Here is an 18,583-nt window from a genome sequence, read left to right as displayed (position 1 = left end):
TGATATATGGCTGAGGAATTTGATACGACAAATAAACCAAAGGTAGAATTGATTAAACACGCTAAATCGGCCGCATCTCCTGAGGGGAATCCATCTCCAAAGGAAGGAAGCTCTGAGGGAAGCGAAAAACGGAAAGTAGTGGTAGTGAAAAAAAAGACCCCTCCCTCTGGTGCATCCCAACCAGGGGCGGCAGGAAGTGCTCAAGGCAGTGCCGACGCAGGGGGAACGGTTTCAAAAAAGCCTCAGCCAAAGGTGGTGGTTCATACGACGGCCCAGGAGAAGGGGGAGGGCGCCTCTTCTCAGGATTCGGGGGATACTAAAAAGACGGTTTCTGTTCTGCCTGTGCAACAGCGACCAGCCGTAGCGGCAGGTGTCGTGGGAGGAAAACCGGTAGGGACTCCCGCAGGTAAACAGGAAAAGCCAAAGCATGAAGCACCGATACCTCAGGAAGAATCAAAAGCTGTGGAAAAGTCTTCTGAAGGTTCGCAGAGCGGGGGAAGTGCTGAAAAACCAGCCGCACGGCCGACGAGTTCTTCCCCGGGGACCTCTTCCTCAACTAACGCTCCTCCTTTTCCGCAGCGACCGGCGGCGGCAGCTGGTCGAGTAGGGGGACGACCCGTTGGGACCCAACGGGGGGCTCCCGGTGGAAGGAGCGGAACCCCGGGCCGGCCGGGGGCTCCGGCAGGTAGTTTCCCCAATCGGGATCGGAATGCCCCCGGAACTGGCGTACCCCGGGAAGGGAATCGAGACGGTTCGGGGAGCGGAGGACGAGGGGCCCCTCAGAGTCGGAGTGGTCAAAGACCTGGAATGCCGGGAAGAATGGGTGGTGGTCCTCGGCCCGGAGCCCCCGGCCGGCCCCTCGGTGCACCGGTGGTTCCTGTCATGGAAGGGAAACCGGCGGCAAAAAAGACCTTTAAGGCAAAGAAGACGGTCTATCAACGGAAAGAAGAGGAGATGGAGGAAAAACTCCTCCAGCTTAAGAAAAAAACGACCACCGTTACGAATCCAGTCCCCAAATCGATTGAGATTACCGAGGTTATTTCGGTAGCCGAACTGGCTAAAAAGATGAACCTGAAAGCCTCCGATCTCATTCAGAAACTCATGTCCATGGGGATGATGGTTACCATCAATCAACAGATCGATGCGGAAACGGCGGTGATTCTTGCCTCAGAATATGGCTGTGAGGTGAAAGTTGTTAGTCTCTACGATGAAACGGTCATCGAAAGCGAAGCGGATAGGCAGGAAGACCTAAAACCCCGTCCTCCTATTGTGACGGTGATGGGCCATGTGGACCATGGGAAGACCAAGCTCCTCGATGCCATACGAAGTAGTGATGTGGCGTCCACCGAATTCGGGGGCATTACTCAGCATATCGGTGCCTATATGGTAGAAACCCCCCATGGGGCCATTACCTTCCTTGATACGCCGGGACACGAAGCCTTTACCCGGATGCGGGCCCGAGGAGCCCAGGTTACGGATATCGTGGTTCTCGTGGTAGCGGCGGACGATGGGGTGATGCCTCAGACAATCGAGGCATTAAACCACGCAAAGGAAGCAAAGGTTCCCATTATCGTAGCAATCAATAAGATTGATAAGCCCGAAGCGAACCCCGATAGGGTAAAGACCCAGCTTTCCGAATTGGGACTCATGCCCGAAGAGTGGGGTGGACAGACCATGTTTGTTGAGATTTCTGCCCTGAAAAAGCTGGGTATCGATAAACTTATCGATGCCATTTTGCTCCAGGCGGAAATTCTGGAACTGAAAGCCAATTATACCTGTCGGGCGGAAGGTAAAATTCTTGAATCCCGGATCGATCATGGACGGGGAATCGTGGCTACCGTTATCGTGCAGCGAGGAACCCTCCGAGTAGGAGACAATTTTGTGGCAGGGGTGTGGGCTGGAAAAGTACGGGCCCTCTTTAACGATAAGGGGCTTCGTATTGAAGAGGCCACTCCTTCCATGCCGGTAGAAGTCCTTGGTTTCGATGGAATTCCCAACGCGGGGGATCCTCTGCAAGTGGTAGAGGACGAACGAACCGCCCGGAGCATCTCTGCCAAACGGCAGGAACTGAAGCGGTTCGAGGATGCGAAGAACATCAAGAAAATTACGCTGGACAACCTGTATGATACCATCTCCGATGGGGAAATAAAGGAACTTAAGGTAATCATTAAGGGAGATGTCCAGGGATCGGTAGAAGCCCTCCGTTCAAGCCTGGAAAAACTTTCTACCAAGGAGGTTCGGCTCAATGTTATTCAGGCTCTCCCGGGGGCAATTAACGAAGGAGATGTGGACCTCGCGGCCGCTTCAAACGCCATTATTATTGGTTTTAACGTACGGCCTACTCCGCAGGCGAAGGCCTTGGCGGACCAAGAAAAAGTAGAAATCCGTAAGTATAACATCATTTACAAAGCGGTCGAAGAAATTCAGCAAGCCATGGAAGGACTCCTCAAACCCGATACTAAAGAGGAAGTCATTGCGATGGTGGAAGTGCGAGAAACCTTCAAGGTGCCAAAGGTGGGTACGGTGGCCGGTTGTTATGTCCTATCAGGGACCGTGAAACGGACAGCCAGTGTCAACGTTATCCGCGAAGGTATCGTTATTCATACCGGTAAAATAGCCTCTCTTAAACGATTCAAAGATGATGTACGAGAAGTGGCGGCCGGTTATGAATGCGGTATCGGCTTAGAGAATTTCAATGATATCCAGGTGGGAGATCAGTTTGAGGTGTTTGAGGTTGTCCAGGTGGCAAGAAAATTAGGGCAGGAGAATGGCTGAGCATCGATTAGAACGGATAAATCAATACATTCAACAGAAAATTGGAGAACTTATCGTATCGGGAAAGATAAAGGACCCCCGGGTAGATACCTTACTCAGTATAACCCGGGTGGAGGTGTCCCGGGATCTTTCCTACGCGGATGTATATGTTTCAACTTTTAAGTCAGAACGGGCCTTACATCGGGGAATTGCGGGCCTCCAACATGCGGCGGGGTTTATTCAATCCCAGCTTAACCTGGCCCTCCATATTCGGCAGACCCCCCGACTTCGGTTTCATGAGGATCACAGTATTCAAGAGGGCTTCGAAATTATAAAAAAGATTGAAGGGCTTCATAGTGAATCGGGAGACTGATGCAAGTGGGTTGGTGCTTATTCACAAAGCAGAAGGATATACCTCCTTTGAAACCCTCCACGCCATAAAAAAGTACTATAAAACGGGCAAGGTGGGCCACGCGGGTACCCTGGATCGGTTTGCCTCGGGGCTCCTCGTGGTAGCGGTGGGGCGAGCAACCCGTTTGCTCCCTTATTTTACCTCCCTTGATAAATGGTACGAGGCCACTATCCGTTTTGGCAGAGAAACGGATACCCTTGATCCGGAGGGGGCAATTGTTCGAGAAGGACCAGTCCCTTCTCTTGAGAATCTGCAAGAAGCGATCAATCGTTTCCGAGGCACCTATGAACAGGTTCCACCTGCATATTCGGCCCTTCATGTTGAAGGAAAGCGGGCCTCCGAACGGGCTCGACGGGGCGAATCTGTGGAACTGGCGCCGCGACCGGTTACTATCTATGCCCTGGAACTTCTGGATTTTATAGAGGGCAGGGCCCGTCTTGTAATTCATTGTTCTAAGGGAACATATATCCGTTCTCTTGCCCGGGACCTGGCTCGCGAGGCCGCTTCCTGTGCCTATGTTGAACGGCTGTGTCGCCTGGCGGTGGGACCATTTCATCTTAAAGATGCGGTTCCTGGGTCGGGAGAAAGGGGCTTCCCCTTACAACGTCCCAACGCAGAACTGGCCCGCCGTCTCGGAATGGAAGTCTACCATGTTTCTGACGGGGCGGTCATAAGGGCGATTCGACAGGGGGTTCCGCCCCATCGCTGCATTCCCAACCTGCCGGAAGAAAAACTCCTTGTTGCCCTGGTACAAGATCAGGAGGAACTGATCGCTATCATTCAGCGAGAGGGAACCCTGTGGAGGTATGGGTGTGTCTATGACCATCCTTAGCTGGGAACAATTTTGTGCGGCCCCGCTTTCGTATCCGACGGCGGCTACCATTGGAGTCTTTGATGGCCTTCATCGAGGTCATCAGGCTCTTATTGCTCACATAACCCGGAAGGCTCCCACACTTGTTCCGATGGCGATTACTTTTGTCCAAAATCCCAAAAAGGTTCTGTATCCCGCATTATACCGGGGAGATATCCTCAGTATTTCTCAAAAACTCCGCCTTTTAGAGTACTATGGAATCCAGGTTGTAGTGCTGGTTGACTTTTCTCAAAATTTCAGTAAACTAAGCGGGAAGGATTTTTTAGATCTATTACAAGACCGTGGTAATCTGCATTATCTTGCAGTGGGAAGCAATTTTCGCTGCGGGAATGGATTGGATACGGATGCACCTGCTATCAAAGGCTTGCTTGAGTCGAAAGGAATAGAAACTCAGATTGTTCCTTCACTCATGATAGGAGGTGCGCCGGTAAGTTCCAGTCGTATCCGCAACGAGATTGGATCGGGTAACCTCGTCGAGGCAACGGTTCTTCTCGGGCGAAACGTTGAACTGGATCTTTCCGATCTTTCTCAAACCCCGGAAAGAGGAAGGGTCTGGTTTGATGTGGGTGCGGCCCACCGAATAATGCCGCCTCCAGGCCGGTACACGGTATATGGCGTCGCTGCTTCATCTTCCCGAGGAACGGTAGGTACGGTGATCTGTCGGGATGGAAAAGTGGGATTGCCGGAAACAATGCAGTGTGATCGTATTGAATTTTTGGTATAGGTTGTAAGGAGAGGAAACTATATGGCATTAGAGAAGCATGAAACCGCCGGTATTATCACTAAGTATGGAAAAAGCGAAAAGGATACGGGAAATACCGCGGTCCAGATTGCCCTGCTTACGGAGCGGATTAATCAGCTCACGGAGCACTGCAAACAGTTCAAAAAGGATAAGTCCGCAGAACGGGGGCTGTTAAAGCTGGTTGGGCAGCGAAGGCGCCTCCTCCGGTACATGCAGCGAACCGATCTTAATGGCTATCGGACGCTGATTAAAGACCTAGGTATTCGCAAGTAATGCGAATCGGTGCCCGGTGTGGTCGGGATGGCGTGGGACGCAACCGACGCCGGGCTTTTTTATTTTTTCTTAAGGAAGATAGAAGTATTTATGGTTCAACGAGTATCAATGACAATTGCCGGTGAGGAGTTAATCCTTGAAACCGGGAGAATGGCAAAACAAGCCAATGGGGCGGTCTATGCCCAGTATGCGGGGGTAGCGGTGATTGCCACCGTATGTGCTTCCGACAGTGCCCAGGAAGGGCTTGATTATGTTCCCCTCACGGTGGATTATAATGAAAAGTACTATGCGGCAGGAAAAATTCCGGGTGGTTTTATTAAACGAGAGGGCCGCCCAAAAGATAAGGAGATTCTTGTTTCCCGTCTGATAGATCGGCCCATGCGGCCCCTCTTTGATAAACGGTTTGGTCGGGAAATTCAACTTATTCCTACTACCGTTTCGGCAGACCAGATTAATCCACCGGATATTCTGGCTATCCTCGCTTCTTCGGCGGCGGTACATATTTCAGATATTCCCTTTAATGGACCCGTAGCAGGGGTACGCATTTGTCTTGTGGACGGGGAATACCTGGTCAATCCTACCTATGATCAAATTGAACGGTCATCCCTTGAAATCGTGGTAGCGGGTACCAAAGATGGTATTACTATGGTGGAAGGGGGCGCAAAAGAGGTAAGTGAAGATCAGATGATTACCGCCCTGGAAAAGGCCCACCAGGTTATTATTCAGCTCTGCGAATTACAGGAGCAACTTCGTTCCCTGGCGGGGAAGGAAAAACTGCCCCTTCAGGAAGTGACGGTAGAACTCCTTAACAAGGAAGCAATTCGTTCCCTTGCCTATCCTCAACTTGAACATGCCCTCTTTGTAAAGGGAAAACACGAGCGGAGTAACGCAATTAAAGCGGTAAAAGAGACGGTGGCTGCCCAATTTGCAGAACAGTTGGCCGATGAAAATCAGGCAAAGCTTTTTGATGCCCTTTTTGAAGATATGACCTACGAAATTCTTCGGTCTAGTATTCTTGATCGGGGTATTCGGGTGGATGGACGGGGACTTGAAGATATTCGGCCTATTACCTGTGAAATTGGGGTTTTGCCGCGCACCCATGGATCTGCCTTATTTACTCGAGGAGAGACCCAGGCCCTGGTGGTTACAACCTTAGGGACAGTTTTTGACGAGCAAATTTATGATGATATCGAAGGGGATAAGCGGGAGCGTTTTATCCTTCATTATAACTTCCCCCCATTCTCGGTGGGAGAAGTAGGCCGGCTCAGTACGGGACGCCGGGAAATCGGCCATGGGAACCTGGCTCGCCGGGCCCTTGAAGCGATGATTCCTTCCAAAGAGGAATTCCCCTATACCATCCGGGTGGTTTCGGAAATTCTTGAGTCAAACGGTTCTTCTTCTATGGCCACAGTCTGTGGAGGAACCCTGTCGCTCCTCCATGCGGGGGTCCCCATGAAAAAGCCTGTGGCCGGTATTGCCATGGGGCTCGTCACCGATGGGACGCGTTACGCGGTGCTTTCCGATATTCTGGGTGAAGAGGATCACCTCGGAGATATGGATTTTAAAGTAGCCGGAACAGAAGATGGTATTACCGGTTTCCAGATGGATATTAAGATTGCCGGAGTTAATCCTGAGATTATGCGGAAAGCCCTGGATCAGGCTCGACGGGGACGGCTCCATATTCTTTCTATTATGAACCAGACATTGAATAAACCTACTGAGAGTATCAGTGAGTTTGCTCCCAAAATCGTAACCCTCAAGATTGAAACCGATAAGATCGGGGCCCTCATCGGTCCGGGTGGAAAAACCATCAAAGCTCTCTGTGAGCAATATCAGGTAACCATCAACACTGAAAACGATGGAACCGTGACCATTTATGGGAAAAACGCCCGGGATGCGGAAAATGCTCGCCTCGCGGTAATTGGCATTGTGGAGGACCCTGAGGTCGGCCGTGTGTACGAAGGGGTAGTCCGGCGAATCATGGATTTTGGGGCCTTTGTGGAAATTTTACCAGGTAAAGAGGGGCTGGTTCATATTTCTAAACTTTCTCGTAAACGGATTAATAGTGTTACCGAAGTGGTAAAGGAAGGCCAGAAGATTCCGGTGAAGCTCTTAGAAATTGACAAGATGGGACGGCTCAATCTTTCCTATATTGATGCCCTTGAAGAAGAGGGGGGAAATTCCCGGAGGGGATAGTTGATTCGTGAGTATGTGCTCCCCTCTCAGGGTGAATTAGTGGTGGAAAGTTCTCTACCACACGAATCGGCGGGAATCACCCCCTTTTTTGAAGAAACGGGAGGAGCGTCTGTTGTAGCCATTGGGGTATGGTTCAATGTGGGTTCCCGGGACGAAGCCCCCAAAGAGAACGGCATGACCCATATGGTGGAGCATATGCTTTTTAAAGGCACCCGTCGTTATTCTGCCCGGGAAATTGCCTGTACCATCGATTCTCTGGGGGGGATGCTCAATGCCTTTACGGAGCGAGAAACCATGGCGCTCCACGCCGTGGTTCCTACCGAAGGATTTGCTACGGTTCTGGATATCGTTTCTGATCTGATCGCTTCCCCTTCTTTTACCGAGGATGATTTTGCTAAAGAAAAAACAGTCATCATTAATGAACTGGAAGCCGCTCAGGATGATGTGGAAGAGGTAGCCTACGAAGCGTTCTTTTCTTTTCTGTGGCCTCGTCACAGTCTTGGCTACCCCATTGGCGGGACCATACCCCTGGTTTCCCGTTTTACGCGGGATGAGGTCTATCAGTTTTTTACTCACCATATCCAGAATAAACCTGCGGTAATTTCGGTGGCGGGAGCTATTGCTCCCGAGGAAGCGTATAAGGCATGGAGAGATATTGCTGCTACCTATGAGAGCCCCTGGGGATTCCCTTTCAGGAATGAAGAAAGTCAATTTTCTTTCTTAGCACCAGAACCAACACCGGGAACCCTTGGTTTTTATGAACTTTCCTCCCAGTATGTTCAGCTTTTTTATGCCTTTCCTTTGGCTCGTACGGTTTCTATCGAGGAATACCATACCCTGGCGCTTGCGAATACTATCATCGGAGACTCGGTAAGTTCCCGCTTATTCCAGCATATTCGCGAAGAAGCGGGCCTTTGTTATACCATCTACAGCAGCGAAATGCTCTTCCGGGATTGTTCGCTCCTTGTAATATATGCCACCTGTTCGACTCAGGACCTTTTTAAAACCATGGATGCCATAGACCGAGAAATAGAGCGGTTGAGAAATATCCCCTGTACGACGGAAGAACTCGTGACAAGTCGTTCTCATCTTAAGGGTATGTTGCGTATCTCCAGCCAGGATATGGAGTACCGGATGCGTCGACTGGGTCGGCAAGCCTTGTATCAAAATCGAATTCTCAGCCTTGCAGAAAGTCAGTCCCTTATTGAACGTACCGAGATTGAACACATTGCCTCTCTTGTGCAGGAATTTTTGGGGCAGGACCCAATTATTTTTGTGGCGGGTCCTAAAAAAATTCGGAAGTATATAAAAAGTCGGAGCACCTCTTTTTATGAAGGGCTATAGTTTTTTTCAAAAGCAACCGTATAGTTTGTTTTCTCTAAAGAAAAAAACGCTGGCTTCTCCTCTTGGCAGCTCGGGTCGTGGCTTTTCTTTTACCCTTTTTCGCTATTTTATGGGAGAAGCCCTATTTTCTTTTCTTGTAGCCTTTTTCTTTTTTTTCGCCATTTTTTTTGTGAACCAGTTGCTCCTTATGGCGGAGGAAATTCTTTCAAAGCGGGTACCTGCCCATGAGGTCCTGTTATTGTTGCTTTATTCGCTTCCTGCTATTGTTGCCATGGCGAGTCCCTTTGCGTCTCTGGTGGGGCTCCTTATGGCAGTGGGACGGCTCTCTTCAGATAACGAAATTCTTGTCCTTTTTACATCGGGGCTTTCCTACAGAAGTTTGTATGTTCCCCTGATACTGCTTGGTATGGCCATATCAACCATTTCTTTTATCGCCAATGATATTCTGCTTCCCGCAGGAACCATTGCCTTTGGCAAGTTGTATCGCTCTATCCTGCTTGCTACGCCCGCTCTGGAACTTGAGTCCGATTCAGTAAAGCGCTATCGGGATTCCCTCATAATTACGGGTAAATCTGACGCCCAGGCCATTCATGATGTGATCATTGTGGATAGGACCGCCGATGGAGAGCGGCGCCTTATCATAGCCGCTGAGGGAAATATATCATCTCAAGGTAATACAAAGGATTTAGAAATTCGTCTTACCGATACCTTCATGCAGATATTCAAAGAAAATAGCCGAACCGACTTTGATTTTGCCACCGCGGATCAGCTGCTTTATTCGATCTCAACCCAAAAAATGATGCAAAACATAGTCGCCATCGGACCACGGGAAATGAGTTCCCTCGATGTATATAGGGAAATTCAAAAAAAACACAATCTCTTACAACAACGGCAAAAGGAACTACAAAAACAGATTTTTGAACAAGGGCAAAAACTAGAACAGCTTGTGCGTCTTTCTCAAGGTCAAGGGGACCAAAGAAATAGGCTGGATTCTATTTTTTCAACCCTGACGGCCCTTAAAAACGAAGAAAAGATGATTTTCGAAGATAGGAATTATAAGCTCTATCTTCTTGAATGGTATAAAAAATTTTCCATTCCCTTTGGGGGAATTTCCTTTGTGTTTTTGGCGATCCCTTTAGGTCTTTTGGCGCGAAAAAGCGGGCAGAGTGTCGGGTTTGGAATAGGGCTCCTTATAGCGGTGTTGTATTGGGCCCTCCTGATAGGGGGGCAAACCGTAGGGATACGACAGGGTTTTTCTCCCTTTGTGGCTATGTGGCTACCTAACCTCTTAGCCATCGGTTGTGGGGGGGCACTGGCCTTCTGGAGGTTCCATCGATGACCCTTGACCGCTACTTTCTTAAGTTACTTATACCTGTCTTTGTGAGCGCCCTCCTTTTCTTTGTGCTTCTCCTCGCATTAATCGATCTTTTTGCAAACCTCTGGCGGTATCTTTCATATGAGGTTTCTTTTTCCCAAATTATGATGGTTTCGATGTATTATCTTCCCAAGTGCGTCTCGTATGCCTTGCCGGTCTCTCTCCTCTTTGCGGTGGCCTATGTGTTAGGCGAGTTGTATGCAAAAAATGAGTTTACCGTCATTTGTATCTCGGGCATTCCCCTCTGGCGCTTTGTCATGCCCCTCTTCGTACTTTCCTTGGGACTCTCGATTTCCTCATTTTTTTTTGAAGATAGGGTGGTAATTCCTACGCTGCGACAGAAGAATAGTCTTTCACGGATGCTTTTGCGTCAAACAAGTAGTATGAACAATAGTGATGTGGTGGTAAAAAAAGATGGGGGAAAGATTATCTATATCGCGGATTTTTATAATGATAGCGATAAAAGTTTGCAGGGCCTTCTTATCCTGACAAAAAATGAGGAAGGGAAGGTGGAACGAATCATCCGAATCCGACGGGCCCAATGGCAGGAACAGGGGTGGTCTATCGAGGGGGCGACCGAATATGTTTGGGAAGATGGTTTCTATCGAGGGCTTACCACGCCAGAGCAGGTGGATATTCAGGAGGAACCAGAAACATTTCGTCGAAGCAGTGTCGATATAGAAGAGCTTTCAGTCCATGACGCGAGGCTTGTGATTCAAGAACTAGAAAAGGCGGGTCTTTCTGTGCGGCGCTTCCGGGCAGACTACTATCGGCGCTATGCCTTTTCGGTGACTACGTTTATCGTCACTCTCCTGGCTATCAGTTTAGGGGGGCTCTTTAAAAAAAATATTCTCCTCATGAGTCTCCTTTCCAGTCTTATTGCGGCGGTGATTTATTATGTGGCTCAAATGATTTCGATGCTCCTTGCAAAAACAGGATATATTCCTCCCCTGTATGGGGCATGGTTCCCGGTGTTCCTTTTTCTGATCTTAGGAATCATGGGAATATTTTACGCTAAAACATGAGGTGTCCATGCAAACTTCATCGGTATACACCATTGTTCACGAAGATAGTTCTTCAAAGGCCCGAACCGGTCTTTTAACTCTTCCTCATGGAATAGTCCATACACCGGTGTTCATGCCTGTGGGAACCAATGGAACCGTAAAGGCCCTTACAAAGGAGGACCTTACGGAGATAGGCTTTGAAATCATCCTTTCTAACACCTATCACCTGTATTTACGCCCTGGACCGGAGGTGATAGAACAGGCAGGGGGCCTGCATCAATTTATCCAATGGGAGCGAAATATCCTGACCGATTCGGGGGGATATCAGGTCTTTTCTCTGGCCCCCTTCCGTAAAATCAGCGAATTGGGAGTGAAATTTCGTTCCCACATCGATGGCTCCTATCATCTGCTTACCCCTGAGCGGGTAGTGGAACTCCAGGCGATTCTGGGGAGTGACATTCAGATGCAGCTTGATGTCTGTACCAGTTGGGGAACCGAATATACCGAAGCCCGAAGGGCCCTCCACATTACCGACCTCTGGTTACAGCGGGCCCTAAAAGCCTGGAAGGAGATTCGCGAAAAGACATCTTACGAGGGGATCTTGTTTGCTATCGTGCAGGGAAACTTTTATCACGACCTGAGAAAACTGAGCGCCGAAAAGGTGGTTGCCTCCGATACGCCGGGAATTGCCATCGGCGGCCTTTCGGTGGGAGAACCCTTTCCCGTGTTTCAAGAATTTTTAGCGGCCACCGCAGAAATGCTTCCCCGAGAAAAACCCCGCTATGTCATGGGCATTGGGACACCCCGATACATCCTTGAAGCCATTGAACAGGGCATCGATATGTTTGACTGTGTGTTCCCCACGAGAACTGCCCGGAACGGCTTACTCTTTACCGCCTCTGGACCGATAAGTATAAAAAGGGAACAGTATGAACGGGATTTTTCTCCCCTTGATCCACAGTGTACCTGCAAGGTGTGCCGTGCGTATAGCCGTTCCTATCTTCGTCATTTATACAAAACGAAGGAAATTCTCTATGCCATGCTCGCCAGTTACCACAATTTATTCTTTTTGCAAAATCTGGTAGGGGAGGCTCGAAAGGCAATTGAAGAAGATCGTTTTATTCTCTTTAAAAAGGAGTTCCTTTCTCAGTATGAAAGAGCCGATGCGGAAACCCCTTAGAAGAACTGGTTCTGTCCAGAATATAGGCCTTATATGGTTGCTTTTCTCCTTCTTTTTTCAGGTAAGCGGTTTGCCTTTTGTGTATGCTCAAAATAAGGAAGGAGAAAACACCGCATCCCAGATTGAACAAAAACGACGGGATACTATCCTGTATGGGACAGAAGAAGAAATAGCCGCCCTTATCCCGGTACTTCAAAAAGAAAACGTTACCTATCTGGATACTGAACTTATCCGTATTGGGGAGACCACCAAAAATGTTAAGATTTTAACGGCCCTTTTTTCTTTTTTTTCGGAGGCTAACAAAAAAGGGCTAGAAAAAAAGGCCCTTGAGATTATTGACAACTTTTATGATGAAAAAAAAGAAACGGTAATTCAGGCCCTTACCTATCTGGGGGTACGGAAAGAACAGAACGCCCTGGAATCTATAAAAAAAGTCGCGGAGTCAGAAGAAACAAGCCTTGTAAGCGCCGCAATCAAGGCCTTGGGTTCTATAGGCAGTGACTCTGAAGAAAAAGAAAAATTGGGACGATATCTTCGGGAGTACTATGAAACAAAAGCCTCAGAAAAGGAGGAAATAAAAAATCAAATTATCCAAGCCCTGGGGGTACTCCAAGATAAGAGCAGTGCTTCATTTATCAGTGAGATAGCAAAAAATAACGATGAGCGGCCGGTTCGGAGAATCCAGGCCTTAGGGGCGCTCCAGGCCCTTCAAGTGCAGGAAACCCTTCCTACGATCCTTGAAGCCCTGCGCAGTGCAGATCCCAATGTGCGGGCCGCTGCGGTGGGGGCCCTGGGACCTTTCTCTGGGCCAGAAGTAGACCAGGCTATTCTCGATGCTTTCCGGGATTCCTTTTATAAAACCCGCATAGGGGCGGCCCGGGCAGCGGGAGAGCGAAAGTTAACGGTGGCGATTCCTTTCCTTAAATTTCGAATAGAAAACGATGCGGTTGCTGCGGTAAAAGAAGCCGCTATTAAAGCCCTGGGAGCCATAGAAAGCCCTGAGGCTTGGGAGGTGCTCTCTCAAATTTGTTTTAGCAAAAAATACAGTGACCCCCTGCGGATTGGGGCAGCAGAAGAGCTTATCCGCATTGATGCGGATCGGTATGCCGAACCCCTTATCAAAGCGCTGGAAGAAGCACGAAAGGATAAACAGAAAAATCTTTTCAATGGGTTTGCCCGGGTGTTAGGAAATGCTAAGACTCAGGCAGTAAAGCCCCTGGCTCTTCAGTTCCTGACATCCTCGGATGTAATCGAAAAAAACTATGGCCTTCAGATGGTTGCTAATAACCGTTTTACCGATCTTGCCGATACGGTCCGTAGCCTTACGGATGAAAAAAACGGAGCCCTGGCCTTGCGAGCCCGGGAAACCCTGAAAAAACTGGAAGAATAAAATGATACTACCTTGCTCTTGTCCTCTCAAATAGAAAAAACGGCCGGGCCTTGAAAATGGGGCGCGGAGCCCATTGAAAAGGGCCCCTGTTCCCTAAGCATATTCTTAGTCCCTTAAAAAGGGGCTCAGGCTCTTGCGTTTTTCCGTTTCTCTAGCTCTGAATAGACCGGAGTAAACGGTTCAGTTCTTCCAGGGGATCTTTGTATTGTTCTAAGCGGAACGTCAGGTGATACCCTTTTGCGGAAACCACGTGGACATTTTTCCCTACACAATCATACAGAGGTTTGTTCCCTAATTCGGGGAAGAATTCCGGTCGCCGGGGAATAAGGATACATTGTTCCCCATCAAAATGCACATCCGCAATTCGGGGCGGAATAGGAACCAGGAAGATAAGGAAATCCGAATTGCCACCACCAATAGACAGGGTATGTCCACTCTTCATGAGGTGCACATTTCGCTTCCCAATTGCCCGATTTTGATCTTCCACAAAGAGGGAAAGCATGAGCCGCCCCTCTTTCTTACGTACCTGGAAAGAAGGCACCTCAGGCATTCTAAGGGAAGCCGGCCCTTCATCATCTGTCACAAGAAGCGAAGGCCGCATCACCGAGGTAGAACGCTCTGAAGCTGGAAGAGAAGGGGCCGCCGCCTTTTGAAGCATCGTGCGCTGTTGCTCTTCCTTCGTTTGGCTGGAGATTTTCTTTGTATCTTGAGACAGAAGGGGAAGGCTACTATCAGATTTTTGTTGCTGGGCAAAGCGAGCCAGGAGTTCCGCATCTTCCTTTTTGTCAGAAGAGGTAACACCCTTTTCGATTTCCCGGGACTTTGAAAAGGCCGGTACCGCAGATGCCGAAGAAGAAATAGAAGCCGCAGCAGCAGAGATGGGGCCTTTTCCACCCTGGCGAATCACACCCGCGGGCTGGGCTCCTTCTGTAAGGGGTCCCACCATATCCTGGACCACCTGCTCGGATCCCGAAGAAAGCCGGCGTAACATAACAAAAAGGAGCAGCGCCACGAGCAGGGCTATCAACACTCCTCCCACGAGTAAAAACAACGGGAGACTTTGCTCCATAAATTGGGTAAAGGTTCCCGAGACCAATTCCATGGTTACCTGAGCGGAGGGAGGAATAATCCGTATGGAACCTTCAAAAACAGGCTCTATGCTTACCGTAAAGGTTCCAGGGGGAATGGTGTCAGGGAGTCGCACCACCAGTTCCATGGTCCCCTCACTTCGGCTTTCGAGCTTTTTCATGGCCTTTTGGGCCATGCGGTTCACGCCGTTTACCCGAACTTCTTTTGTTTCCAGGTATACCGGGCTAGGGGAGGGATTCTCGAGGCGAATAGGGATCCGAACAGTTCGACCCGTTTTTCCAATTTTCTCAGGGAAACTTACCGAAATAGACCCCACAATAGTTGAAACGATTTCTCCATTTACCTCAGGAATCACTTCAACCACAGGGGTATTCAAGGAGTCGGCGATTGCCTGGGAAATATCCTGAGCAGAAGCATCCTTTCCTGTTTGAGACTGCCCCGCCGTTTTTCCCCCATCCTGTTGAACGATTGTTGAACCAGCCTGAGTGGCTGGCGCTTCTGTTCGTGACCCCTGCCGTCCCGAGGACTCTTCAGTTGCCAGGGAAGCACCCGTGTCGGTGGTGTTTTTAGGAAGCCGTTGGACGGGACGGCCCCCCTCCGTTTGCACCACCGTGGCCGCATCCAGATCGCGGGGGATCCGTATAAAATAGAATTTCCATCCATTTCCAACAAGACGGCCCGAGGTCCTCTCTATTTCTTGCTGAATCGCTTCAGGTTTTAAGGAAGCATAGGGACTTGTAGGAGGAGGGGAGTGATCTCCATCGGTAATAAAAACCACCGTTTTCTGACGAACCTCAGGTAAATCCGTTACATACCGGGCGGTATAATTCAGGGCCGCCAGAAGGTCTGAATATGGAGAAAGGGGGTACAGAAGTAAGAAACGACTGATAATCGTCTCAATATCGCCCGTTGTTTCTATACGACGGGAAAGCTCAATGCGGGGAGAAGCGGAAAAAGAAATGAGATGAAAGGTATCGCCGATCCGCAAAAAATTCTTAAGCATGGGACCGATCGCATACTGGGTTACTTCACGGTGGTATTGAAACATACTTGAAGAAGTATCAAGGACCACCACGAGATCTATGGCAGCATCATTCATGCCATAGGCAGTCCCGAGCATCATACAGATCAGTATACCAATCAGCAGCACTTTCTTTTTCATAGGATCGCTCCTCTCCTTATAAACGGCCCTTTATTCTAAGGGGGCCGCGCTAATACTTTTTACTCGATAGCTTATTTTCGAGTTATCAATAGAAAAATCAAAGCGTTCTCCGACCTTCTTGTTTAACAGGGTACTCCCAAAGGGAGACAGATAGGAAATCACATGATGTTCCGGATCCGATTCCCAGGGACCAAGAATGGTATAGGTTTCTTCGGTTCCCTTCGTTTCATTTGTCAGCACCACCACCGTACCAAAGGAAACCCGGTTGGTGTTGACCGTGGAGGGATCGAATATCTGGGCCCGTTCAATTTCTTCCTTGAGTTTCGCTACCGTTGAGTTGAGGATCTCCTGTTTTTCCTTTGCAGCCTTATACTCCGCATTTTCCCGAAGGTCCCCCAGGGAAAGGGCAAAGGCAATTTCCTTCGAGTTGGCCGGGACCTCAACCTCCATGATATGCTGCAGTTGTCGCTGCTTTTCCTGGTATTTCGCGGCGGTAACGATAAGTCCCCGGGGAGTAAAGATTTTTTCTTCCACCCCGTAAAATTTAAAGTCGGGATATCGTTTCTGGATGAGGTTCCGCAATCTCATTTTTATAGCCGGATCCAGATCCTTTACATCTTCCACAAGGGTGTAGATCCGCGTAATGGTATCTCGATCGGAATTTTCGATAAAGTTCTCTATGATTCCTTCTCTAAAGAGGATGGTCGAAACCATCTTGTTGATTCGGCGGTTTTCTGTGGTGTCCCGATGATTTTCGATTTCCCTAAACGAAAGATCCAGAATATGAATTAACGTGATGATCTGTTTTTCTCGGGAAATACCCGTTTTGGAAAACCAGAGTTCAGAGGTAAGGTTCTTAAATATCCAGAGAACGGCCTCCTTATGTTCCCGGTAATTTTCGAATACATTCTGAACCATTTGAACAAGTTTTGTTTCGTACCCTTCGTTTTTTAAATCCACTACCATTGAAGACAAAAGAGCGCTGGGGAAAAGTTTAATAAAGATATCAGACCATTGGGGCACAAATAATTTTATGTGTTTTAAAAATTCTTCCTTTAGTTTTCCATCTTTAAGATTGATAAAGATAGAGGTCACATCCTCTATTTGATCAAAGAGTTCTACAAAATTAAAAGAGAATCCCGTATTCAGGTAGGGGAAGCGGGAAACCAGATCCTTTATCAGGAGGTATGCCCCTATCACTTGCTCATTCACCGTGGTATAGGACTTTAGGTAGCCCGTGAAGTAATTAAACATTTCGTTAAAATACTCGGAGTCCGGTTCAATGTCACGAAGTTCTACAAAATTTTTAAGGATTTGAATGCGATCAAAGAAATTCTTGGTAGCCTTAAATTCATTAAAGATTTTTTCTTCCACGCTGATGGGGCGATCCCGAACCATGTACTCATCAACCTTATCAGGGTTAACGCCGAACGCGGGACTTGCCTTAAGTATTTCCTTCGCCCGGTTACTCCAGCCCGTCCATTCACTTTCTGAGAGAACGCCGGGGACGAGTTCTGCTTTAATCCGTTTCATGTCGCAGGAATTACCAAAGCTCCGGATGATGATTTTTAAAGCCCATTCGGGATCGGTCTTTACTTTATCGTGGAGCTTTTCTTTCTTTTGGGTTGCCTTAAGAACCCAGATATGATCCCGGGAAAGGATTTGGAGGGCGCTTACCGCCATTTTCAAGGACATGGTATGGCCCCGCTTTTTTGCAAAGTCAATGGTAATCTCATCACCTACCACCGAAGCAATCCGTCCTACTCCCCACGTGCGGTGGTACACAAAATTCCCCGTATCAAAGGCAATATGCTTTTCAAAGTCCGCTATGGCCTCATGGACATTCCGCCAGGACTGAGAAAGATTAGAAAGTTTGATGTATTCTTCTAACTGACTATGACCTGCATACTTGGCCCTATAACATTCCACGATTTCTTTTCGGGCAAGGCTATCCCGCTCATCATAGGAAAGAATCGTTTTCAAGATATCAATTGCCACATCATACTTTTTTTGCTTTTTGTATATCTGGTAAAGATCCTGAAGGAAAAGGGAGGCCTTATCTTCGCTGATATTCTTGGCAATCTTTTTTTGAACATGAAAGAAAAAGTCGATGTCTTCAGGGCATAGCTCGAGGAGCTTAGACCAAATTTCTTTTACATTGGTCATGAGCTTTTTGTGAATGTATCGATGGATAGCCTTTTTGTAAAAATCAATAGCCTGTTCCAGGTTTCCCTGTTTTTCATAATATTCTGCTAGAACCTTTGCGAGATCCGCTTCTTCATAATCTACTTTGACAAGCCGTTCGTACACCGGATACAGGGCAGCTTCATTGTTTTCGTTCTTATAGCATTCGATGAGCATCCTCAGGGCATATTTTGATTCCCCGTATTCCAGCATACGTTCGCTGAGATACTTTACAATAGGCCACTTATGGTTATCTACAAAAATGGTAATCAAATTCACCATGTCCGTATCATCGATGATCTGACGGGATACGGAGATGATACCTGCCATATACAGTGCAATGATACTTGTTTTTGTATGGCTTAAATGTTCCTCGCAGATCTTCTTAAGATCCTCAATAGCCCGCTTTTCCCGGGCCTCCGCGATAAGGGCATCCAATTCTTTAAAATTACCAATTGAATAGTTACTCAAGGTGGCACGGGTCCACTTTTCCTCATTGAGCATTTCTTGTACTTTCTTTAGGAGGGCTTCTGACATCTGGACAACTCCTCACCTTCGTGGTGCTTACATATTTACCCGATGAATCGGGTTCGTGGATCTCTCAGGC

The 18,583-nt window shown here is 48.3% G+C and carries 13 protein-coding genes; 11 read left to right on the top strand and 2 right to left on the bottom strand.

Going from position 1 to position 18,583, the window contains the following annotated elements:
- Nucleotides 1–6: 6 nt before the first annotated feature.
- The 11 genes from infB to C5O22_RS06535 all read left to right on the top strand — a co-directional run bounded on the left by infB (nucleotide 7) and on the right by C5O22_RS06535 (nucleotide 13,541).
- Nucleotides 7–2,775: a translation initiation factor IF-2 gene (infB, locus tag C5O22_RS06585; RefSeq protein WP_132780419.1), complete on the top strand. Its 2,769-nt coding sequence runs from the start codon at nucleotides 7–9 to the stop codon at nucleotides 2,773–2,775.
- On the top strand, nucleotides 2,768–3,127 hold the full coding sequence (gene rbfA / locus C5O22_RS06580) for a 30S ribosome-binding factor RbfA (RefSeq protein ID WP_132780418.1): 360 nt from the start codon (nucleotides 2,768–2,770) through the stop codon (nucleotides 3,125–3,127). The genes infB and rbfA overlap by 8 nt, the downstream gene beginning before the upstream one ends.
- A complete protein-coding gene (gene truB / locus C5O22_RS06575) occupies nucleotides 3,111–3,998 on the top strand; it encodes a tRNA pseudouridine(55) synthase TruB (RefSeq protein ID WP_165910439.1) in 888 nt (295 codons plus the stop codon). The genes rbfA and truB overlap by 17 nt, the downstream gene beginning before the upstream one ends.
- Nucleotides 3,973–4,761 (top strand): FAD synthetase family protein, encoded by a 789-nt coding sequence (locus C5O22_RS06570; protein WP_132780416.1) that lies wholly within the window; start codon nucleotides 3,973–3,975, stop codon nucleotides 4,759–4,761. The genes truB and C5O22_RS06570 overlap by 26 nt, the downstream gene beginning before the upstream one ends.
- A 21-nt stretch (nucleotides 4,762–4,782) precedes the next feature.
- The gene (rpsO, locus tag C5O22_RS06565) at nucleotides 4,783–5,052 is read left to right on the top strand and encodes a 30S ribosomal protein S15 (RefSeq protein WP_132780415.1); all 270 of its coding nucleotides are present in this window, start codon (nucleotides 4,783–4,785) and stop codon (nucleotides 5,050–5,052) included.
- A 90-nt stretch (nucleotides 5,053–5,142) separates the two neighbouring features.
- The gene (pnp, locus tag C5O22_RS06560; protein ID WP_132780414.1) at nucleotides 5,143–7,248 is read left to right on the top strand and encodes a polyribonucleotide nucleotidyltransferase; all 2,106 of its coding nucleotides are present in this window, start codon (nucleotides 5,143–5,145) and stop codon (nucleotides 7,246–7,248) included.
- The gene (locus C5O22_RS06555; RefSeq protein ID WP_132780413.1) at nucleotides 7,249–8,592 is read left to right on the top strand and encodes a M16 family metallopeptidase; all 1,344 of its coding nucleotides are present in this window, start codon (nucleotides 7,249–7,251) and stop codon (nucleotides 8,590–8,592) included.
- Nucleotides 8,579–9,931, top strand: a complete 1,353-nt coding sequence (locus C5O22_RS06550) for an LptF/LptG family permease (protein WP_132780412.1) — start codon at nucleotides 8,579–8,581, stop codon at nucleotides 9,929–9,931. Before C5O22_RS06555 ends, C5O22_RS06550 begins: the two co-directional genes overlap by 14 nt.
- On the top strand, nucleotides 9,928–10,992 hold the full coding sequence (locus tag C5O22_RS06545; RefSeq protein WP_132780411.1) for an LptF/LptG family permease: 1,065 nt from the start codon (nucleotides 9,928–9,930) through the stop codon (nucleotides 10,990–10,992). The genes C5O22_RS06550 and C5O22_RS06545 overlap by 4 nt, the downstream gene beginning before the upstream one ends.
- A 7-nt stretch (nucleotides 10,993–10,999) precedes the next feature.
- Complete coding sequence (tgt, locus tag C5O22_RS06540) at nucleotides 11,000–12,151, top strand: tRNA guanosine(34) transglycosylase Tgt (RefSeq protein ID WP_132780410.1); 1,152 nt, start codon at nucleotides 11,000–11,002, stop codon at nucleotides 12,149–12,151.
- Nucleotides 12,123–13,541 (top strand): HEAT repeat domain-containing protein, encoded by a 1,419-nt coding sequence (locus C5O22_RS06535; protein ID WP_132780409.1) that lies wholly within the window; start codon nucleotides 12,123–12,125, stop codon nucleotides 13,539–13,541. Before tgt ends, C5O22_RS06535 begins: the two co-directional genes overlap by 29 nt.
- Nucleotides 13,542–13,692: 151 nt before the next feature.
- Here C5O22_RS06535 and C5O22_RS06530 read toward each other — a convergent pair whose 3' ends face one another.
- Nucleotides 13,693–15,792, bottom strand: coding sequence for a vWA domain-containing protein (locus C5O22_RS06530; protein WP_132780408.1), 2,100 nt, complete (start codon nucleotides 15,790–15,792; stop codon nucleotides 13,693–13,695).
- 30 nt (nucleotides 15,793–15,822) lie between these two features.
- Nucleotides 15,823–18,513, bottom strand: coding sequence for a transcription elongation factor GreA (gene greA, locus C5O22_RS06525; RefSeq protein WP_132780407.1), 2,691 nt, complete (start codon nucleotides 18,511–18,513; stop codon nucleotides 15,823–15,825).
- Nucleotides 18,514–18,583: the final 70 nt, after the last annotated feature.

Origin of the sequence: Treponema sp. J25, from assembly GCF_004343725.1 — a bacterium.
GTDB lineage: Bacteria > Spirochaetota > Spirochaetia > Treponematales > Breznakiellaceae > J25.
The sequence above is the reverse complement of the archived record's forward strand: the minus strand, read 5'-3'. Positions and strand labels throughout refer to the sequence as shown.